The organism is Streptomyces sp. NPDC060027, from assembly GCF_042737005.1.
Lineage (GTDB): Bacteria > Actinomycetota > Actinomycetes > Streptomycetales > Streptomycetaceae > Streptomyces.
The window spans coordinates 1-18948 of the sequence record NZ_JBHWVI010000120.1; the positions used below are offsets into that span (position 1 = coordinate 1).

Annotated in this window: 19 protein-coding genes; 6 read left to right on the forward strand and 13 right to left on the reverse strand. The window is 70.3% G+C overall.

Annotated elements, in window-relative coordinates; all coding sequences use genetic code 11:
• Window positions 1-41 precede the first annotated feature (41 nt).
• The 4 genes from ACFWBT_RS26415 to ACFWBT_RS26430 all read right to left on the reverse strand — a co-directional run bounded on the left by ACFWBT_RS26415 (window position 42) and on the right by ACFWBT_RS26430 (window position 5000).
• Window positions 42-2576 carry an ATP-binding protein gene (locus ACFWBT_RS26415; protein ID WP_385704790.1) on the reverse strand — a complete coding sequence of 845 codons (2535 nt, stop codon included), beginning with the start codon at window positions 2574-2576 and terminating at the stop codon, window positions 42-44.
• A 269-nt stretch (window positions 2577-2845) separates the two neighbouring features.
• Window positions 2846-3169 carry an STAS domain-containing protein gene (locus ACFWBT_RS26420; RefSeq protein ID WP_261707178.1) on the reverse strand — a complete coding sequence of 108 codons (324 nt, stop codon included), beginning with the start codon at window positions 3167-3169 and terminating at the stop codon, window positions 2846-2848.
• Window positions 3170-3384: 215 nt separating this feature from the next.
• Window positions 3385-4233 (reverse strand): 3-hydroxyacyl-CoA dehydrogenase family protein, encoded by an 849-nt coding sequence (locus ACFWBT_RS26425; RefSeq protein ID WP_385704793.1) that lies wholly within the window; start codon window positions 4231-4233, stop codon window positions 3385-3387.
• Window positions 4234-4358: 125 nt separating this feature from the next.
• On the reverse strand, window positions 4359-5000 hold the full coding sequence (locus ACFWBT_RS26430; protein ID WP_385704796.1) for a TetR/AcrR family transcriptional regulator: 642 nt from the start codon (window positions 4998-5000) through the stop codon (window positions 4359-4361).
• Window positions 5001-5081: 81 nt separating this feature from the next.
• On the opposite strand from ACFWBT_RS26430, the gene ACFWBT_RS26435 reads away from it, so the two are divergent.
• Genes ACFWBT_RS26435 through ACFWBT_RS26445 form a run of 3 tightly spaced genes read left to right on the forward strand, consistent with a single transcriptional unit; the run spans window position 5082 to window position 7244 of the window.
• A complete protein-coding gene (locus ACFWBT_RS26435; RefSeq protein WP_385704799.1) occupies window positions 5082-5864 on the forward strand; it encodes an ABC transporter ATP-binding protein in 783 nt (260 codons plus the stop codon).
• 44 nt (window positions 5865-5908) lie between these two features.
• On the forward strand, window positions 5909-6658 hold the full coding sequence (locus tag ACFWBT_RS26440) for an ABC transporter permease (RefSeq protein WP_385704802.1): 750 nt from the start codon (window positions 5909-5911) through the stop codon (window positions 6656-6658).
• Between the two features lie 13 nt (window positions 6659-6671).
• Window positions 6672-7244, forward strand: a complete 573-nt coding sequence (locus ACFWBT_RS26445; RefSeq protein ID WP_385704804.1) for a cob(I)yrinic acid a,c-diamide adenosyltransferase — start codon at window positions 6672-6674, stop codon at window positions 7242-7244.
• A gap of 56 nt (window positions 7245-7300) precedes the next feature.
• On the opposite strand, the gene ACFWBT_RS26450 is transcribed toward ACFWBT_RS26445, so the two are convergent.
• On the reverse strand, window positions 7301-7870 hold the full coding sequence (locus ACFWBT_RS26450) for a hypothetical protein (protein WP_385704806.1): 570 nt from the start codon (window positions 7868-7870) through the stop codon (window positions 7301-7303).
• Between the two features lie 152 nt (window positions 7871-8022).
• Between ACFWBT_RS26450 and ACFWBT_RS26455 the strand changes: the two genes are divergently transcribed.
• From ACFWBT_RS26455 to ACFWBT_RS26465, 3 genes are all read left to right on the forward strand, one after another.
• Window positions 8023-9225 carry a sensor histidine kinase gene (locus ACFWBT_RS26455; RefSeq protein ID WP_385704808.1) on the forward strand — a complete coding sequence of 401 codons (1203 nt, stop codon included), beginning with the start codon at window positions 8023-8025 and terminating at the stop codon, window positions 9223-9225.
• Window positions 9222-9863 (forward strand): response regulator, encoded by a 642-nt coding sequence (locus ACFWBT_RS26460; protein ID WP_385704811.1) that lies wholly within the window; start codon window positions 9222-9224, stop codon window positions 9861-9863. The genes ACFWBT_RS26455 and ACFWBT_RS26460 overlap by 4 nt, the downstream gene beginning before the upstream one ends.
• Window positions 9864-10081: 218 nt before the next feature.
• Complete coding sequence (locus ACFWBT_RS26465) at window positions 10082-11920, forward strand: glycosyl hydrolase family 18 protein (RefSeq protein WP_385704814.1); 1839 nt, start codon at window positions 10082-10084, stop codon at window positions 11918-11920.
• Between the two features lie 120 nt (window positions 11921-12040).
• On the opposite strand, the gene ACFWBT_RS26470 is transcribed toward ACFWBT_RS26465, so the two are convergent.
• From ACFWBT_RS26470 to atpE, 8 genes are all read right to left on the reverse strand, one after another.
• Window positions 12041-12487, reverse strand: coding sequence for a DUF2550 domain-containing protein (locus ACFWBT_RS26470; RefSeq protein WP_385704817.1), 447 nt, complete (start codon window positions 12485-12487; stop codon window positions 12041-12043).
• Window positions 12488-12647: 160 nt separating this feature from the next.
• Window positions 12648-13022: a F0F1 ATP synthase subunit epsilon gene (locus ACFWBT_RS26475; protein WP_266762837.1), complete on the reverse strand. Its 375-nt coding sequence runs from the start codon at window positions 13020-13022 to the stop codon at window positions 12648-12650.
• Window positions 13023-13151: 129 nt separating this feature from the next.
• A complete protein-coding gene (gene atpD, locus ACFWBT_RS26480) occupies window positions 13152-14588 on the reverse strand; it encodes a F0F1 ATP synthase subunit beta (RefSeq protein ID WP_385704820.1) in 1437 nt (478 codons plus the stop codon).
• Window positions 14588-15502: a F0F1 ATP synthase subunit gamma gene (locus tag ACFWBT_RS26485; protein WP_385704821.1), complete on the reverse strand. Its 915-nt coding sequence runs from the start codon at window positions 15500-15502 to the stop codon at window positions 14588-14590. The genes atpD and ACFWBT_RS26485 overlap by 1 nt, the downstream gene beginning before the upstream one ends.
• A 21-nt stretch (window positions 15503-15523) precedes the next feature.
• A complete protein-coding gene (atpA, locus tag ACFWBT_RS26490) occupies window positions 15524-17113 on the reverse strand; it encodes a F0F1 ATP synthase subunit alpha (protein WP_385704824.1) in 1590 nt (529 codons plus the stop codon).
• A 126-nt stretch (window positions 17114-17239) separates the two neighbouring features.
• The gene (locus tag ACFWBT_RS26495; RefSeq protein WP_385704825.1) at window positions 17240-18061 is read right to left on the reverse strand and encodes a F0F1 ATP synthase subunit delta; all 822 of its coding nucleotides are present in this window, start codon (window positions 18059-18061) and stop codon (window positions 17240-17242) included.
• Window positions 18058-18603, reverse strand: a complete 546-nt coding sequence (locus tag ACFWBT_RS26500) for a F0F1 ATP synthase subunit B (protein ID WP_385704828.1) — start codon at window positions 18601-18603, stop codon at window positions 18058-18060. The genes ACFWBT_RS26495 and ACFWBT_RS26500 overlap by 4 nt, the downstream gene beginning before the upstream one ends.
• 42 nt (window positions 18604-18645) lie before the next feature.
• Complete coding sequence (gene atpE, locus ACFWBT_RS26505) at window positions 18646-18876, reverse strand: ATP synthase F0 subunit C (RefSeq protein ID WP_031039373.1); 231 nt, start codon at window positions 18874-18876, stop codon at window positions 18646-18648.
• Between the last annotated feature and the right edge of the window lie 72 nt (window positions 18877-18948).

Sequence of the window (18948 nt, forward strand, 5' to 3'; positions counted from 1 at the left end):
GCCCTCTCTCGTCCGTACGGTCGGATCACCGCCTCGGGCGGTCAGATCAGCGCGCCGCCCGGCGACGTGGCGACATCGCTGCTCGCCGGCCCGCTGTTCTCCGGCACACTCACCGACGTGCTCGCCGGCGCGCTGCTCGACACGGGGCCGCTCGCGGCGTCCGAGGTGGACGGGCTCGTCGAGTTGCTGGCCGACGGTGACGTTGACGGCGAACCCGACGGCGACTTCGTGGGGGACGAGGACGGCGAACCGCTCGGCGACTTCGAAGGGGACGACGACGGCTTGGTCGTCGGCGACTTCGAGGGCGACTTGGACGGCGACTTCGAGGGCTTGCCCGAGGTGTGCGTCCCGCTCGGGCCGGCGGACGGCTCCCGGCCGGCCGTGGCCGGGGGCGTCGGATCGTCCGAGGTGCCGTACGCGCCGTCGGGCCCCGGGTCGGTGGGCGTGGCCACGGCGCCGGTGGCGGAGTCGTCGCCCTTCTTCGCCTTGTCCGCGCCCAGGCTGTCGTCCTGGCTGCCCTGGGTGGCCGACGGGTTGACGCCGACCTTCTCGGACGGGGTGTCGTCGCTGTGGTCCGAGGTCGCGCCGAGGGTCACCACGGTGCCCAGGACGGCGACCAGGAGCGCGCCCGCGCCCGCGGCCACCAGATTGCGCCGGGTGCCGGTGACCAGTCGGCCCGCGACCCCCTGCCGCTTCATCCCAGGGGTGCCGGGACCGGAGGCGAGCACCGTCACACCGTCGCCGGACGGGTCGGTCCGGGGGAAGGCGGCCGGTACACCGCCCGGAGGCGACATCGACTCCTCGTGGCGCGCGTCGGGCACCTCTTCGCCCGCCGGGGTGCGCGCGCCGACGACGTGCAGGGTTCCGGAGCGGTCGGCGACCAGCGCGAGGGCGCGGCGGCCGGCGGTGGTACCGCGCTTGTCGGCGAGGGCGCCCCGCAGGGCGATGGACGCCTCCAGATCGGTGCGGGACCGGTCCAGCTGGCCGCCGCAGAGCGCGAGGATCCCCAACTCGTGGTGGAAATAGGCCTGTTCCCCGACCTCGCCGGACAGCTGGGAGGCCTCGGCGCCGAAGCGCAGGGCGCGCTCCCAGGCGCTCCAGTGCTGACCCGCGGCGAAGGCGGGCGCGGCCGTGCGGGCCAGCTGGACGGTGACGGTCTCGTCCTGCTCGTCCAGCGGGGCGGTGGTGACCGGGACGAGCACGTTCAGGGCGGCGAGCAGCGCGTCGGCCTCGGCGCAGACCCGCTCGGGGGTGACCGAGGGGTGCCCGGCCCACCAGGTGTAGTGCTGGGCGGCGGCGAGCGCCTGGTCCTCGAGGGTGTCCGCGTACCCGGACGCCTCCAGCTGGGCCTGCACTCCGGCGGCGAGCCGGTAGCGGGAGCCGACCGGGGAGACCAGCGCGCTGCCCGCCAGTTCGGCGAGCGCGGCGTCGGCGTGGGTGTCGCCCACGAGCGCGGGCAGGTGGGCCTGGTGGGGCACCTCGCCGCCGAGCGCGACGGCGAAGCGCAGGGTGGCGCGCGCCGAGTCGCTCAGCCGGGAGGCGAGCAGCGCGGCGGGCGCGGCACCTTCGGCGAGGGAGGGCAGCGGCACGTCGTGGCCGTCGCCGGCCTCGAAGGGCGCGTCGACCGGGGCCTCCTGGAAGACGCCGGACTCGTCGAAGGCCTCCTCGCTGGCCTGCAGCCGGTCGCGCTGCCGCAGCAGCGCTCCGGCCTGCATGAAGCGCAGGGGCAGTCCTTCGGACTCGAACCAGAGGTCGCCCGCCCAGTTCGACTCGTCCTCGGTCAGGACGCGCCCGACGGCGCGCTCCAGGAGTTCGAGACCGCCGCTGCGGTCGAGGCCGCCGAGGACGACCTCTTCGAGGCCCGCGTCGGCGGACGGGGCCGGTATCTCGGGGGTGGTGGCGATCACGAAGGCGCACTCGGGGGTGGCGTCGAGCAGTTCGTCGAGGGCGCTGCCGCCGATCTCCGCGTCGTCGAGGACGACGACCGCGCCGATCTCGTGGACGAGCCGGAGCAGTTCGTCGCGGTCCGGGCGGTACAGCGGGGCTTCGTAGACGGCGGTGAAGAGGTCGTACAGCAGGTCGCTCGCCGTGCGCCGGTAGCCGGAGAGGCGGATCACGCCGTCGGGGGCGAGGTCCGCGCAGTCGTCGGCGACGGCGTCGAGCAGGACGGTCCGGCCGGAGCCCGACGGGCCGGTGAGCCGCACCGAGCGCCCGCGCGCGAGGAGGCGTACGAGCCGCTCGCGCTCCTCCTGGCGTTCGAGGAGCGGCAGCCGGGGCTGCGCCGGGCCGGCCGGAGTGGGCGGCCGGCCCGCGCGGGCCAGTTCGGCGCGTTCGGCGGCGCCGTGCTTGACCGGCGGCTGCGGTCGCTCGTGCGGCGGGCAGTTCTCTATCTCGCTGCCGTCGACGGGGTTGACCGTGAGCAGGAAGTCGCCCGTGACGAGCTGGACCGTGCGGGCGAGCACGGGCTTGTGCTGGCTCAGGTCGGCGGCCAGTGGGTCGCGCGGCGGGCGCGGGCGAGGTGCCTGGCCGTCGTCGTCATGACCGTACTCTTCGGAATCCCGGTTGTTCGGGTCCATGTTCCAAGCCCCCCAAAAGCGTCGTGTGCCGATGCCCTCCCGGCCTTGCTGCACACCGCTCTGTCGCTTCTGGTCCGGTGCCCGCTCGTAGGGTTTCGGTCGGCGGGCAGCCGAACCCTAAACCTTCGCACAGTATCTCCGAACAGGCGGGGTACCGCGCCGTCCGAACCGTCACAGCTTCGTGAGGATTGTGCACGTGGTGCGCTTCGTACGCCGGTCAGGGCGCGTACGCGGTCGCACACGCGGAGCGAGCGGGGCGCGCGCTCGGATCACACGCGGGGCAGGGACTCGACCCCGATACCACCCTCGATCGCCAGGATCCGGTGCAGCCGGGTGGCCACCAGCAGGCGCTGCATCTGTGGTGGTACGCCGCGCAGCACGAGCCGTCGGCCGCACCGCCCGGCGCGTCGGTGGGCTCCCATGATGACACCGAGGCCGGTGGCGTCCCAGGAGTCCAGCTCGGACAGGTCCAGCACCAGGTCGCCGGCTCCGTCGTCGACGGCCGAGTGCAGGACCGTACGGGCGTCCGCCGCGCTGCGTACGTCGAGGCGGCCCCCGACGACCAGCTCGGCGTGGTCGCCCCTGATGTACATATGCGCTCCCCGAGAATGCGTCTCGTAACTCCGCGTGTGTCTGTTTCCGCGTCTTCGCGTCTGCATGTTGTGCATGGTCTGACTGCCTGAGGGCCGCAGAGGTTGCCGTCTGTAAGCGAACCGATACCGAATTCACCTCATGGGGTGACACCCGAGAGGCGCGTGCGGCTTCCGTGACGGATGCGGCGACCGGTTTCCGGTCGCCGCGTGATCATTCAGTGCTTGTAGAAGCCCTGCCCGCTCTTGCGCCCGATGTCACCGGCGTCAACCATCCGGCGCATCAGCTCCGGCGGCGCGAACTTCTCGTCCTGGGTCTCGGTGTAGATGTTGCCGGTGGCGTGCAGCAGGATGTCGACGCCCGTGAGGTCGGCGGTGGCCAGGGGACCCATGGCGTGGCCGAAGCCCAGCCGGCAGGCGAGGTCGATGTCCTCGGCGGTGGCCACGCCCGACTCGTACAGCTTCGTCGCCTCGACGACGAGGGCCGAGATGAGGCGGGTGGTCACGAAACCGGCGACGTCACGGTTCACGACGATGCAGGTCTTGCCGACGGACTCGCTGAACTCCCGCGCGGTGGCGAGCGTTTCGTCGCTCGTCTTGTAGCCGCGGACCAGCTCGACGAGCTGCATCATCGGCACCGGCGAGAAGAAGTGCACGCCGACGACCCGCTCCGGGCGCTCGGTGGCCGCCGCGATCTTGGTGATCGGGATCGCGGAGGTGTTGGAGGCGAGCACGGTGTCGGGGCGGACGATCTTGTCGAGGGCCCGGAAGATCTCGTGCTTGACCTCGAGCTTCTCGAAGACCGCCTCGACGACGATGTCCACGTCGGCGGCCGCGTCCATATCGGTGGTCGCCGTGATGCGCGCGAGCGCCGCCTCCGCGTCCGCGGCTTCCAACTTGCCCTTGCTCACGAACCTGTCGTACGAGGCCTTGATGCCGTCGAGGCCGCGGTTCAGTGCCTCGTCGGTGACATCGCGCAGGACGACGTCCCAGCCCGCCTGCGCGGAGACCTGGGCAATACCGGACCCCATGAGTCCGGCTCCGATGACGGCGAGCTTCCGTGCCACTCCGACTCCCCTTTATCCACTGCTTGAGTTGGCTCTTTCGGCGGACCCTAGCGCCCGTGAGGGCCTGTGTGACCGGTAAGTAATGCGCGTCACGTCTCATCTGACGGACGTCACACCGACGCGGGTCATTCGACCGCCCGTACGGCGTAGTTGAGGACCTTCCGGCTCAACAGGTCCTCCATGTCGTCGAGGAGCACGAGGATCTCTCGTGACACTTCGTCCGGATTTCGACCGGCCATCATCTCGCGGCCGATGGCCGACATGACGGTCTGGTGCACCCAGTTGATCTGGCCGGCGACGAGGCCCGGCAGCGAGTCCTCGGGCGGCGCGCCCGTCTCCTCGCGCAGCGCCTCCTCCAGGTTGACGAGGATGTCCTGCCCGATCGCCCACAGCCGCGAACGGAGCGCGGGAGCCTCGTGGATGACCTGCATGAAGCGGGCATAATCCACCATCAGGCCGAGTCGGGGCGAAACCGCCTCGACCTCCTCGCGCAGTTCGCGCAGGACGGCGGCGGCGGCCGACTCGCCCTTCGGCCGGCCGCGCACCCAGCGGGCCAGCCGGTCGACCACGCCCGCGGACCGGTCGAGGAAGAGGTCCTCCTTGGCCGGGAAGTAGTTGTAGACGGTGTTCACGGAGACGTTCGCGGCGTCCGCGACCTCCGCGACCGTCACCGCGTCGAAGCCCCGCTCCAGGAACAGTCCCGTGGCGACATCGGAGATGTACTGCCTGGTCTGCCGTTTCTTCCGCTCCCTGAGTCCCTCAGCCATGTCCGCATCGTAGCTTTCGCTGGACCGCCTGAAATCTTGGAGTCATTGCAAAATTGCAGGGACTCTGTTTTTCTTGACGGCATGGCAATCATCAGTACGGCCGGTCTGGCCCGCACCTTCCGGACCAAGCGCGGCCCCGTGGAGGCGGTGCGCGGCATCGACCTCACGGTGCGCCCCTGCGAGATCCTCGGCTTCCTCGGCCCGAACGGCGCGGGCAAGACCACCACGCTCCGGATGCTCACCACCCTCCTCGCGCCCACCGGCGGAGCGGCCACCGTCGCGGGCTGCGACCTGGCCGGCGATCCGGCCGGAGTGCGCCGCGCCTGCGGCTACGTGGCCCAGTCGGGAGGCGTCGACCCGCACGTCACCGTGCGGGAGGAACTCGTCACCCAGGGGCGGCTGTACCGGCTGCCGAGGCCGCGGGCGGTGGAGCGGGCCGACGAGCTGGCGCACGAGCTCGGCCTCACCGGTCTGATGGACCGCCGCACGTCCGCACTCTCCGGCGGCCAGCGGCGCCGCCTGGACATCGCGCTCGGCCTCACCCACCGGCCCGTGGTGCTGTTCCTCGACGAGCCGACGACCGGACTCGACCCCGGCAGCCGCGCCGACCTCTGGGACCTCGTGCGCCGGCTGCGCGACACCCACGGCACCACGGTCTTCCTCACCACCCACTACCTCGACGAGGCCGACGCGCTCGCCGACCGGCTGGTGATCGTCGACCGGGGCGTGGTGGTCGCCGACGGCACACCGGGCGCACTCAAGCTGGCGCACGGCGGCTCCCTCGACGCGACCCTCCAGGACACCTTCCTCGCCATCACCGGACGCGGCCCCGACCCGGCCGACGCCACCCCCGTGGCCGTCTGAACCCGCCCGCAGCCGACCGACCCGCCACACAGGACCGAGGACCGATGCTTCTCCACGACACCGCGCTGATCTTCGGGCGTTACGCCCGGCAGACCCTGCGTTCCCGCTTCGCGATGCTCTTCGGCGTCCTGATGCCGCTGCTCCACCTGCTCTTCTTCGGCCCGCTCCTGACCGGTCTGCCGCTCGGCGCCCGGGGCACCTCCTGGCAGGTCCTGGTACCCGGCCTGCTGCTCCAACTCGGCCTGTTCGGCGCCGCGTTCGCGGGCTTCACGATCATCATCGAGAAGAACCTGGGCATCGTGGAACGGATGCGGGTCACCCCCGTGAGCCGCCTCGCGCTGCTGCTCGGGCGCGTGCTGCGCGACGCCACCGTCTTCGTCCTCCAGGCGGTGCTGCTCGTCCTGGCGGCGCTGGTGATGGGTCTGCGGGCGCCGCTCGCCGGTGTCCTGATCGGCTTCGCGTTCGTCGCCCTGCTGACCCTCTCGCTCGCCTCGCTGTCCTACGCCCTCGCCATGAAGGTCCGTACGCCCCAGGAATTCGGCCCCGCCGTCAACGCGCTGACCATGCCGTCCATGCTGCTGTCCGGCCTGATGCTGCCGATGACCCTAGCCCCCGGCTGGCTGGACGTCCTCTCGCACCTGATGCCGTTCCGCTACCTGGTGGACGCGGTGCGGGACGCCTACGTCGGCTCGTACGCCACCGCGCACATGCTGTACGGCGTGCTGGTGGCCCTCTCCCTCGCCGCGCTCGCCGTGACGGTGGGCACACGGGTCTTCCGGAGGGCCGGGGCCTAACTAGGCTGGCCTCATGGTCAATCTGACGCGCATCTACACCCGGACCGGCGACCAGGGCAGCACCGCCCTCGGTGACATGAGCAGGGTCGCCAAGACCGATCTGCGGATCTCGGCGTACGCCGACGCCAACGAGGCGAACGCGGTGATCGGTACGGCGATCGCGCTGGGCGGCCTGGAGGCGGAGGTCGTCCAGGTCCTCACCCGCGTCCAGAACGACCTGTTCGACGTGGGTGCGGACCTGTCGACGCCGGTGGTCGAGGACCCGAAGTACCCGCCGCTGCGCGTGGAGCAGTTCTACATCGACAAGCTGGAGGCGGACTGCGACCTCTTCAACGAGCGGCTGGAGAAGCTCCGCTCCTTCATCCTGCCCGGCGGCAGCACCGGCGCGGCCCTCCTCCACCAGGCGTGCACGGTCGTACGCCGCGCCGAGCGCTCCACCTGGGCGGCACTGGAGGTCCACGGAGAGGCGATGAACCCGCTCACCGCCACCTACCTCAACCGGCTCTCCGACCTGCTGTTCATCCTGGCCCGCACGGCGAACAAGGACGTGGGCGACGTGCTGTGGGTCCCGGGCGGGGAGCGCTAGCCGGCAGCTGGCCGACACGGGACGGGGGACGCACCGGGCGCGCGCGTCCCTCGTCCTCAGTCCTTCGTGACGCGCCGCCCGGGCTCCGGCTCGCCCGCCGGTGCCCTCTTGGGCCACAGCAGATACGTCAGGGCGATCACCCCGTGGATCGCGGCCGCGCGCAGGGCCGTCCACTGGAAGCCGCGCAGCGACTCCGTGGCGCCGTCGCCGACATACCGGACGGCACCCTCCAGCAGGGCGCAGGCGACGGCGGCCGCGAGCACCGTGCGCAGCCAGAGCCGGCCCTCGTGGGCCGCGCGGGCCATGCCGTGGCGGGGCGGCCCCGGCGGGCGCGGGCCGCCGGCGAGGCGGTGGGCGGCGTACCCGTCGAGCCGGCGGATCGTGTAGGGGCCGTAGGCGACGGTGAAGCCGATGTACAGCGCGGCCAGGCCGTGTTCCCAGCCCGGTTCGGCGCCGTTCCTGAGTTCGACGGCCGTCACCGCGAAGAGGACCAGTTCGAGGACGGGCTCGCACAGCAGCAGGGCCGCACCGGTACGGCGCCGCTGCAGCAGGTAGCGGACGGCGAGGCCCGCCGCCAGCAGCACCCAGAAGCCCACCTCGCAGGCGATGATCAGTCCGACGACCACGGTTCGCTCCTCTCGCTCACCGTTCCAGGCTCGCGGGCACGGCCGCCCGATACGTCGTCGGCGATGACGAGGCCGGACTGCGACTTTCGATGCAGCGGCAGGTCACCCGTGACGGGGAGGCCGGGGCGCCGCCCGCCGTGTTGGATGGGTTCATGGCCCCACTCCCCCGCCCGCACCGCGACGACGTCCGCATCGCCGTGGGCGGGCTGCTCGGCGGACTCTGTCTGTGGGGGGCCGGCCTGTACAGCCGCACCGCGGACGACGGGCTCGCGCGCGTCGACCAGGGCTGGGCGGTGCTCGTCCCGCTGGCAGTGATGTCCGGCTGCGAGCTGTTGCGCCGTTCCCGGCCGCGCACCGCCCTGCTGACCGGCACCCTGGCCCTGGTCGCGGACCTGCTGACGCGGGGCAACCTCGCCACCGTCGTGATGTTCACGGACCTGGTGTACGCGGCCGTGCTGTACGGATCGCCCGGTTCGGCCCGGCGCATCCCGCGGATCACCGGGCTGGTCACGGTGATCGCCACGGTGTGGCCGGTCGCCGCCTGGCACAGAGCCGAGGGACTGCTGATCGGGGCGTTCACCGGCCTGGTGACGTTCACCCCCGCCGCCACCGGCTGGATCGTCCGCAACCACCGTGACACCGCCGACGCCGAGCGGCTGCGCGCCGAACAGACCGCCCTGCTCGCCGAGATCGACCGGACCCAGGCCATCACTGCCGAACGCGCCCGGATGGCACGGGAGTTGCACGACATGGTCGCCAACCACCTCTCGGCGATCGCCATCCACTCCACGGCCGCGCTCTCGCTCGACGACCCGAGGACCTCGCAGGACGCCCTCGCCGTCATCCGGGAGAACAGCGTCGAGGGTCTCGCCGAGATGCGGCGGCTGATCGGCATCCTGCGCGACGACAGCGGCGACCGGGAGCCCGCGGCGGCGCCCACGCTCGACGGTCTCGAAGCGCTGCTCGCGGGCGCCCGCACCAACGGGCTCGACGTGACGCTGGAGGCGGCGCACGGGGAGCGGCTGCCGGCGCCGGTCGAGCTCGCCGCGTACCGGATCGTCCAGGAGTCCCTGACCAACGCCCTCAAGCACGCCGCGGCCGGCCGGGTGACCGTCGCGCTCACCCGGGCGGACGGCGCGCTGACCGTGCGGATCACCAGCCCGTACGGCGACCGGGACGGTCCGCGCGCCCCCGGCTCCGGAGCCGGTCTCGTCGGGATGCGGGAGCGGGCCGCGCTCCTCGGGGGCACCTTCGCGGCGGGCTCCGGCGACTCCCCCGCCGGCCGGACCTGGACCGTGCGCGCCACGCTGCCCCTCACCCGGGGAGAACCCGTCACCCGAGGAGAAGAAGCATGATCCGTGTCCTCGTCGCCGAGGACCAGTCCGCGGTACGCGCCGGACTCGTCCTCATCCTGCGCAGCGCGCCCGACATCGAGGTGGTCGGTGAGGCGGCGGACGGGGAGCGGGCGGTGGCCCTCGCCCGCGAACTGCGGCCGGATCTCGTCCTGATGGATGTGCAGATGCCGCGGCTGGACGGGGTGTCCGCCACCCGGCAGGTGGTCGACGAGCGGCTCGCCGACGTCCTCGTGCTGACCACCTTCGATCTCGACGAGTACGTCTTCGGGGCGCTGCGCGCGGGCGCGTCCGGCTTCCTGCTGAAGAACACCGACGCGCGGGCTCTGCTGGAGGCGGTCCGGACGGTGGCGCGCGGCGAGGGGCTGATCGCGCCGGCCGTCACGCGCCGGCTGATCTCCGAGTTCGCTGCGAAGCCCGTCCGGGAGCCGACCGCCGATCCGGCCGTCCTGGACGCGCTGACCCGGCGCGAGCGCGAGGTTCTTTCCTGTCTGGGTGAAGGGCTGTCGAACGCGGAGATCGCGAAGCGGCTCACGATGGCGGAGGCGACGGTGAAGACGCACGTCAGCCGACTGCTGGGCAAGCTGGAACTGCGCAGTCGGGTCCAAGCTGCCGTCCTCGCACAGGAGTTGGGGATCTGAAGCGAACGGGATGCACTGGTCCAGACCTATTGACCCGTGGTCCAGACCTTTCTATTCTCGCCACACTGCGCTTAGACATGCCCACGACACCCCCAGCCCAGGGGGCGCGTCGCCGGCCGGAGCGCGAGCGCGCGCACGCCCCCCACGGGCCGAGCACGGTCGCGGTCCCCCACCCCCTGCGGCACCCCCGAGGCAACAGACGAAAGAGGAGAGGCGTCATGCGCTTCCGGCAGAGAGCCAGACACAGAACCGTGGCGGGGCTCACCACCCTGCTCCTCCCCCTCGCCGCCCTGGTCGGCCTCGCGGGCCCCGCCCAGGCCGCCACCACCGCCACCGCCACGTACGCCAAGACCCAGGACTGGGGCACCGGCTTCGAAGGCAAGTGGACCGTCAAGAACACCGGTACCACCGCCATCAGTTCGTGGACGATCGAGTGGGACTTCCCCTCCGGAACCTCCGTCACCTCGGCCTGGGACGCGGACGTCACCAACTCCGGCACCCACTGGACCGCCAAGAACAAGTCCTGGAACGGCAGTCTCGCGGCGGGCGCCTCCGTCTCCTTCGGCTTCAACGGCGCGGGCTCCGGCTCCCCCAGCAACTGCACCCTGAACGGCGGCAGTTGTGACGGCGGCCCCACCGTCCCCGGTGACAACCCGCCCTCCGCGCCCGGCACCCCCAGCGCCTCCTCCGTCACCGACACCTCGGTGAAGCTCTCCTGGAGCGCGGCCACCGACGACAAGGGCGTCAAGAACTACGACGTCCTGCGCGGCGGCTCCAAGGTCGCGACCGTGACGACGACCTCGTACACGGACACCGGCCTGACCGCCGGCACCGACTACTCGTACACGGTCCAGGCCCGTGACACCGCCGACCAGACCGGTCCGGTCAGCGGCGCGGTCTCCGTGCACACCACCGGCGGCGGCACCAACCCGCCGCCCACCGGCAACACCGTCAAGCTCGGCTACTTCACCGAGTGGGGCATCTACGGCCGCAACTACAACGTCAAGAACCTGGTGACGTCCGGCTCGGCCGCGAAGATCACGCACATCAACTACGCCTTCGGCAACGTCACCGGCGGCAAGTGCGCGATCGGCGACTCCTACGCCGACTACGACAAGGCCTTCACCGCCGACCAGTCGGTCAGCGGCGTCGCCGACACCTGGGACCAGCCGCTGCGCGGCAACTTCAACCAGCTGCGTGAACTGAAGGCCAAGTACCCGAACATCAAGGTGCTGTGGTCCTTCGGCGGCTGGACCTGGTCCGGCGGCTTCGGTGAGGCGGCCAAGAACCCGGCGGCCTTCGCGCAGTCCTGCTACGACCTGGTCGAGGACCCGCGCTGGGCCGATGTCTTCGACGGCATCGACATCGACTGGGAGTACCCGAACGCCTGCGGCCTGACCTGCGACACCAGCGGTGCGGCGGCCTACAAGAACCTCATGCAGGCGCTGCGCGCCAAGTTCGGCACGAACAACCTGGTCACCGCCGCCACCACGGCCGACGGCACCTCGGGCGGAAAGGTCGACGCCGCCGACTACGCGGGCGCCGCGCAGTACGTCGACTGGTACAACGTGATGACGTACGACTTCTTCGGCGCCTTCGACGCGGACGGCCCGACCGCCCCGCACTCCCCGCTCACCTCGTACAGCGGCATCCCGCAGGCCGGGTTCACCACGGCCGACGCGATCGCCAAGTTCAAGTCCAAGGGCGTGCCCGCCGGCAAGCTGCTGGTCGGCATCGGCTTCTACGGGCGCGGCTGGACCGGCGTCACCCAGGACGCCCCGGGCGGCACCGCCACCGGTCCCGCGCCGGGCACGTACGAGCCGGGCAACGAGGACTACAAGGTCCTCAAGACGTCCTGCCCCGTCACCGGCACCATCGCCGGCACGGCGTACGCCCACTGCGGCAGCAACTGGTGGTCGTACGACACCCCGACCACCATCGGAACGAAGATGGCGTGGGCCAAGACCCAGGGTCTCCGCGGCGCTTTCTTCTGGGAGTTCAGCGGTGACACCAGCAACGGTGAACTGGTCAGCGCCATCAACAACGGCCTGAGCTGACCCCGCACCACCCCGCACGACCGCCGCGGGCAGACCTCCGGGTCTGTCCGCGGCGTTCTTCTCGGCTCCCCCGGCGCCGACGGCCGGGGGGACCCCCACCCAACGGGGCCCCGAACGTCGCTACGCCACGTTCACCCTTTGTCCGGGCGGAGCCGCCTCCAGCCAGGCGAGGAATCCGGTCAGCGCGTCCTCGCTCATCGCCAGTTCGAGGCGCGTGCCGCGATGGAGACAGGCGAGGATGATCGCGTCGGAGAGCAGCGCGAGCTCCTCCTCGCCCTCCGCGGTACGGCGGCCCGCCACCTCGATCGCCGAGCGTTCCAGGACGCGGCGCGGGCGGGGGGCGTAGGAGAAGACGCGGTACCACTCGATCCGGTCGCCGTTGTAGCGGGCGACCCCATAACTCCAGCCCTTGCCGCTGAGGTCACCCTTCTCGGGGACGTCCCAGCGCAGACTGCAGTCGAACGTTCCGCCGGAACGCTGGATCAGCCGGCGGCGGAGGCCGAAGACGAACAGCCCCACCACTACGAGCGCCACTACGATTCCGCACACAGTCAGAGCGAGGACCATCGACACCGACCTCCTCGTCTCCTAGGTAACGGAAAAGGAAAAACTTCCGGATTTGCCTCAGCCGCGGCCAGGGCCGGAGTGATCCGGTCCCAGCCGCGGCTGAGGCAAAGCTTCACACAGTGCGCCCCCAGCGCCTAAAAGCCTGGGGTCGCACCGATGGTCAGCGGGTCGCCACCGCACGCAGGCGGACGTCCGCCCGGCGCTCGGCGGACGCGTCGGCGTCCGACTTCGCGCGCTCGAGCGCCCGCTCCGCACGCTGGACATCGATCTCGTCCGACAGCTCGGCGATCTCGGCCAGCAGCGACAGCTTGTTGTCAGCGAATGAGATGAAACCGCCGTGCACCGCGGCGATAACCGTTTCACCATCACTCGTACGGATGGTCACCGGGCCCGACTCCAGCACACCGAGAAGCGGCTGGTGACCGGGCATGACGCCGATGTCGCCGGACGTGGTACGCGCGACGACCAGGGTGGCCTCGCCGGACCAGACACTGCGGTCCGCGGCGACGAGCTCGACGTGCAGCTCAGCAGCCAAGGTGGGCTCCTCGGGTCACCACCCGGCGTTGCTGCCGGGTGTTGGGTCAAAGTCTAGTAGGCGTACGGAGGGGGGACGGACCGCACCCCGCGAGGCGCGGCCCCGCCCCCCTCACTCAGAACACGAGGTTCAGGAGACGCCGAGCTCCTTGGCGTTGGCCTTGAGGTCCTCGATGCCACCGCACAGGAAGAACGCCTGCTCCGGGAAGTGGTCGTACTCGCCGTCGATGATCGCGTTGAAGGCCACGATCGACTCGTCCAGCGGGACGTCCGACCCGTCGACGCCGGTGAACTGCTTGGCGACGTGGGTGTTCTGGGACAGGAAGCGCTCCACGCGACGGGCACGGTGGACGGTGAGCTTGTCCTCCTCGCCCAGCTCGTCGATACCGAGGATCGCGATGATGTCCTGAAGGTCCTTGTACTTCTGAAGAACCGACTTGACGCGCATCGCGGCCGCGTAGTGGTCCGCCGCGATGTAGCGGGGGTCCAGGATGCGGGACGTGGAGTCCAGCGGGTCCACGGCCGGGTAGATGCCCTTCTCGGAGATCGGACGGGAGAGAACCGTCGTCGCGTCGAGGTGGGCGAACGTGGTGGCCGGGGCCGGGTCGGTCAGGTCGTCCGCGGGGACGTAGATCGCCTGCATCGAGGTGATCGAGTGACCACGGGTCGAGGTGATGCGCTCCTGGAGGAGACCCATCTCGTCGGCCAGGTTCGGCTGGTAGCCCACCGCGGAGGGCATACGGCCGAGCAGGGTCGAGACCTCGGAACCGGCCTGCGTGAAGCGGAAGATGTTGTCGATGAAGAACAGCACGTCCTGCTTCTGCACATCGCGGAAGTACTCCGCCATGGTCAGACCCGCGAGGGCCACACGAAGACGGGTGCCCGGGGGCTCGTCCATCTGGCCGAAGACAAGGGCGGTCTTGTCGATGACGCCCGACTCCGCCATCTCCGCGATGAGGTCGTTGCCCTCACGCGTGCGCTCGCCGACACCGGCGAACACGGAGACACCGTCGTGGTTGTTGGCGACGCGGTAGATCATCTCCTGGATGAGCACCGTCTTGCCGACACCGGCACCACCGAACAGACCGATCTTTCCACCCTTGACGTACGGGGTGAGGAGGTCGATGACCTTGACGCCGGTCTCGAACATCTCGGTCTTCGACTCGAGCTCGTCGAAGCGCGGGGCCTTGCGGTGGATGGACCAGCGCTCGCCCGAGTACTTCTCGTCGCTGTTCAGCACCTCACCGAGGGTGTTGAACACCTTGCCCTTGGTGAAGTCACCGACGGGAACCGTGATTCCGGCACCGGTGTCGGTGACCGCGGCCTGGCGGACCAGACCGTCGGTGGGCTGCATGGAGATCGTACGGACCAGGCCGTCACCCAGGTGCTGGGCGACTTCCAGGGTCAGCGTCTTCAGCTCGCCGGCGTTGGCCGGGTCGGCCACCTCGACGTGAAGGGCGTTGTAAATCTCCGGCATCGCGTCGACGGGGAACTCCACGTCGACGACCGGGCCGATGACCCGGGCGACGCGGCCCGTGGCAACGGCCGTCTCAGAAGTCGTCGTCATTACTTGTCACTCCCCGCGGTCGCGTCGGCAAGGGCTGCGGAGCCGCCGACGATCTCGCTGATTTCCTGGGTGATTTCGGCCTGGCGGGCCGCATTGGCAAGTCGGGAGAGCGTGGTGATCAGGTCTCCCGCGTTGTCGGTCGCCGACTTCATCGCGCGGCGCGTGGCGGCGTGCTTGGAGGCAGCCGACTGGAGCAGCGCGTTGTAGATACGGCTCTCGACGTAGCGCGGCAGAAGGGCGTCAAGGACGTCCTCCGCCGACGGCTCGAACTCGTACAGCGGAAGGATCTCGCCCTTGGGCGCCTCTTCCGCCACCTCTTCGAGGCGAAGCGGCAGCAGCCGGCCGTCGATGGCCGTCTGCGTCATCATCGAGACGAACTCGGTGTAGACGATGTGGAGTTCATCCACGCCGCCGTCCGCCGTCTCCTTCTCGATGGCCTCGATGAGCGGACCCGCCACCTTCTTCGCGTCCGCGTACGTGGGCTCGTCGGTGAAGCCCGACCACGACTCCGCGACCTTGCGCTCGCGGAAGTTGTAGTGGGCCAGACCGCGGCGGCCGACGATGTACGTGTCGACCTCCTTGCCCTCGGCCTCAAGACGGGCGGTCAGCAGCTCCGCCGCCTTGATGGCGTTGGAGTTGAAGGCGCCGGCCAGTCCGCGGTCGCTCGTGAGGAGCAGCACCGCGGAACGGGTCGCCGTCTCCGCCTCCGTGGTCAGCGGGTGCTTGGTGTTCGAGCCGGTGCCGACCGCCGTGACCGCGCGGGTGAGCTCGGTCGCGTACGGCGCGGAGGCCGCCACCTTGCGCTGCGCCTTGACGACGCGCGAGGCGGCGATCATCTCCATCGCCTTGGTGATCTTCTTGGTCGCGGTGACGGATCGGATGCGACGCTTGTAGACCCGGAGCTGGGCTCCCATGAGTCAGGTCCCTTCCTTACGTCACTTGGCAGCGGCCGGATTGTCCTCGCCGAGAAGCTTCCCGTCCGAGGTCTCGAACTGCTTCTTGAAGTCGACGATGGCGTCCGCGATGGCGGTGAGCGTGTCGTCCGACATCTTGCCGCCCTCCTTGATGGAGGTCATGAGGCCCTGCTCCTTGCGGTGCAGGAACTCCAGGAGCTCCTTCTCGAAGCGGCGGATGTCGGCGACCGGTACGTCGTCCATCTTGCCGGTGGTGCCGGCCCAGACGGAGACGACCTGGTCCTCGGTCGGCATCGGCTGGTACTGAGCCTGCTTGAGCAGCTCGACCAGACGCTGACCGCGCTCCAGCTGCGACTTCGACGCGGCGTCCAGGTCGGAACCGAAGGCGGCGAACGCCTCCAGCTCGCGGTACTGGGCGAGGTCGAGGCGGAGCCGGCCGGAGACCTGCTTCATCGCCTTGTGCTGGGCGGAGCCACCGACACGGGAGACCGAGATACCGACGTTCAGGGCCGGACGCTGACCGGCGTTGAACAGGTCGGACTCCAGGAAGCACTGGCCGTCGGTGATGGAGATGACGTTGGTCGGGATGAACGCCGACACGTCGTTCGCCTTGGTCTCGACGATCGGCAGACCCGTCATCGAACCGGCGCCCAGGTCGTCGGAGAGCTTCGCGCAGCGCTCCAGCAGACGGGAGTGCAGGTAGAAGACGTCACCGGGGTAGGCCTCGCGCCCCGGCGGACGGCGGAGCAGCAGGGACACGGCGCGGTAGGCGTCGGCCTGCTTCGAGAGGTCGTCGAAGATGATGAGGACGTGCTTGCCCTCGTACATCCACTGCTGACCGATGGCCGAACCGGTGTACGGCGCCAGGTACTTGAAGCCGGCCGGGTCGGACGCCGGGGCGGCGACGATGGTCGTGTACTCGAGCGCGCCGGCCTCTTCGAGGGCGCCACGCACGGAGGCGATGGTCGAGCCCTTCTGACCGATGGCGACGTAGATGCAGCGGACCTGCTTCTTGGTGTCGCCCGAGCGCCAGTTGTCGCGCTGGTTGATGATCGTGTCGACGGCCAGCGCGGTCTTGCCGGTCTGACGGTCACCGATGATCAGCTGACGCTGGCCACGGCCGATCGGGGTCATCGCGTCGACGGCCTTGTAGCCGGTCTCCATCGGCTCGTGCACCGACTTGCGGACCATGACGCCCGGAGCCTGCAGCTCGAGGGCGCGGCGGCCGGTGGTCTCGATCTCGCCGAGGCCGTCGATCGGGTTGCCGAGCGGGTCGACGACGCGGCCGAGGTAGCCCTCGCCCACGGCGACGGACAGAACCTCACCGGTGCGCTGCACCGGCTGGCCCTCTTCAATGCCGCTGAACTCGCCGAGGACGACCGCACCGATCTCGCGCTCTTCCAGGTTCAGCGCGAGGCCGAGGGTGCCGTCCTCGAACTTCAGCAGCTCGTTGGCCATCGCCGAGGGCAGACCCTCGATCTTGGCGATACCGTCGCCGGCGACGGTGACCGTACCGACCTCCTCGCGCGAGGCCGCGTCCGGCTGGTACGACTGGACAAAGTTCTCCAGCGCGTCCCGGATCTCCTCCGGCCGGATCGTGAGCTCCGCCATCTGGGTTCCCTGCTCTCCTTGTTGGGCCCGAAGTTTCACTTGGGGGGATGGGGACTCCCCCCTATGAGAGGTGAATCCTCTGCACGGCCCAACATGGGCCGTAATTGCCTACTGCTTATGGGATTACTAGCTCGCCATGCGGCGGGCGGCGTCCTCGAGACGGTCCGCGAGGGAACCGTTGATGACCTCGTCGCCGACCTGCACCCGGATCCCGCCGAGGACATCGGGGTCCACGTCGAGGTTGAGGTGCATCGGGCGGCCGTAGAGCTTCGCCAGAGCGGCGCCGAGGCGCTGCTTCTGTCCGTCACTCAGCGGCACCGCCGAGGTGACCACGGCGACCATGCGGTTGCGGCGCTCGGCGGCGAGCCTGGACAGGGACTCGAGTCCCGCTTCCAGGCTACGTCCGCGAGGCGCGGTCACAAGGCGCGTCACCAGACGCTCGGTCGTCACGTCGGCCCGGCCGCCGAGCAGGCTGCGCAGCAGCTCGCTCTTGGCCGCCGTGGTGGCGGCCCGGTCGGTCAGCGCGGCGCGCAGCTCGGTGCTCGAGGCGACGATCCGGCCGAAGCGGAACAGCTCGTCCTCGACGTTGTCGAGCGCGCCCGTCCGCTGCGCCGCCGTGAGGTCGGCGGTGGCGGTGAGCTCCTCGAGGGCGTCCACCAGGTCGCGGGGCTGCGACCAGCGGGAACGCACCATGCCGGACACCAGGTCGGCGGCGGTGCCGCCCACCTGGGCGCCGATCAGACGCCGGACCAGCTCGGCCTTGGCCTCGCCGGGCTGCGCCGGGTCGGTGAGGACCCGACGCAGCGACACCTCGCGGTGGAGCAGCGCGGTGACCGCGGCCAGCTCGTCGGCGAGCTGCGCCGCGTCCACGGACGTCGAGTCCGTCAGCGCGTCGAGACGCTCACGTGCGGCTGCGGTTGCCTCGCGGCTCGCTCCGTGCGCTGTCATCGAGCCGCCTCGGCCTTCTCCTCAAGCTCGGAGAGGAAACGGTCGATGACGCGGCTCTGCCGGGCGTGGTCCTCAAGGGACTCGCCGACGAGCTTGCCGGCCAGGTCGGTGGCCAGGTGGCCGACGTCCTGACGCAGCGCCTGAGCGGCGGCCTTGCGGTCGGCCTCGATCTGCGTGTGACCGGCGGCGACGATTTCCTCGCGCTGCCGCTGGCCTTCCGCGCGCATCTCGGCGATGAGCGTGGCGCCCTGCTCCTGTGCCTCCTGGCGCAGGCGCGCGGCCTCGTGACGGGCCTCGGCGAGCTGAGCCTTGTACTGCTCAAGAACGCTGTGGGCCTCGGTCTGAGCGGCCTCGGCCTTTTCGATACCGCCCTCGATGGCCTCGCGACGCTGCTCCAGAACCTTGTTGATGTTCGGGAGAAGCTTCCACGCCAGGAAGCCGAAGACGATGACGAAGGCGAGCAGGCCGATGACAAGCTCGGGGATCGGCGGGATGAGAGGGTTTTCCTTCTCCTCGGCCGCCAGAATGAGCAAGTGGCTCATGTCAGTGCCTTTCGTCTAGTGGGCTGTCGCTGATCGGGTGGATCAGACGCCGTAGACGAACGGCATGACCAGACCGATGAGGGCGAGCGCCTCACAGAAGGCGAAGCCGAGGATCTGGTTGGCGCGGATCAGACCGGCGGCCTCGGGCTGACGGGCGAGCGCCTGGGTGCCGTTACCGAAGATGATGCCGACGCCGACGCCGGGGCCGATGGCCGCGAGGCCGTAACCGATCGAGCCGAGCGAGCCGGAGACAGCGGCAAGGGTCTGGGACATGCCAGTTCTTCCTTTTCTTTACGGACCGGTGGGGGTTGGCCACCGGACGACTGCGGGGTCGAGAGGCGGGCA

What these genes read in the sequence shown, in the direction of transcription:
- atpE (WP_031039373.1), bottom strand. Translation starts at nt 18,876, where the DNA reads ATGTCCCAGACCCTTGCCGCTGTCTCCGGCTCGCTCGGCTCGATCGGT.
- ACFWBT_RS26485 (WP_385704821.1), bottom strand. Translation starts at nt 15,502, where the DNA reads ATGGGAGCCCAGCTCCGGGTCTACAAGCGTCGCATCCGATCCGTCACC.
- ACFWBT_RS26415 (WP_385704790.1), bottom strand. Translation starts at nt 2,576, where the DNA reads ATGGACCCGAACAACCGGGATTCCGAAGAGTACGGTCATGACGACGAC.
- ACFWBT_RS26440 (WP_385704802.1), top strand. Translation starts at nt 5,909, where the DNA reads ATGCTTCTCCACGACACCGCGCTGATCTTCGGGCGTTACGCCCGGCAG.
- ACFWBT_RS26435 (WP_385704799.1), top strand. Translation starts at nt 5,082, where the DNA reads ATGGCAATCATCAGTACGGCCGGTCTGGCCCGCACCTTCCGGACCAAG.
- atpA (WP_385704824.1), bottom strand. Translation starts at nt 17,113, where the DNA reads ATGGCGGAGCTCACGATCCGGCCGGAGGAGATCCGGGACGCGCTGGAG.
- ACFWBT_RS26455 (WP_385704808.1), top strand. Translation starts at nt 8,023, where the DNA reads ATGGCCCCACTCCCCCGCCCGCACCGCGACGACGTCCGCATCGCCGTG.
- ACFWBT_RS26500 (WP_385704828.1), bottom strand. Translation starts at nt 18,603, where the DNA reads ATGAGCCACTTGCTCATTCTGGCGGCCGAGGAGAAGGAAAACCCTCTC.
- ACFWBT_RS26495 (WP_385704825.1), bottom strand. Translation starts at nt 18,061, where the DNA reads ATGACAGCGCACGGAGCGAGCCGCGAGGCAACCGCAGCCGCACGTGAG.
- ACFWBT_RS26465 (WP_385704814.1), top strand. Translation starts at nt 10,082, where the DNA reads ATGCGCTTCCGGCAGAGAGCCAGACACAGAACCGTGGCGGGGCTCACC.
- ACFWBT_RS26445 (WP_385704804.1), top strand. Translation starts at nt 6,672, where the DNA reads ATGGTCAATCTGACGCGCATCTACACCCGGACCGGCGACCAGGGCAGC.
- ACFWBT_RS26420 (WP_261707178.1), bottom strand. Translation starts at nt 3,169, where the DNA reads ATGTACATCAGGGGCGACCACGCCGAGCTGGTCGTCGGGGGCCGCCTC.
- atpD (WP_385704820.1), bottom strand. Translation starts at nt 14,588, where the DNA reads ATGACGACGACTTCTGAGACGGCCGTTGCCACGGGCCGCGTCGCCCGG.
- ACFWBT_RS26470 (WP_385704817.1), bottom strand. Translation starts at nt 12,487, where the DNA reads ATGGTCCTCGCTCTGACTGTGTGCGGAATCGTAGTGGCGCTCGTAGTG.
- ACFWBT_RS26430 (WP_385704796.1), bottom strand. Translation starts at nt 5,000, where the DNA reads ATGGCTGAGGGACTCAGGGAGCGGAAGAAACGGCAGACCAGGCAGTAC.
- ACFWBT_RS26460 (WP_385704811.1), top strand. Translation starts at nt 9,222, where the DNA reads ATGATCCGTGTCCTCGTCGCCGAGGACCAGTCCGCGGTACGCGCCGGA.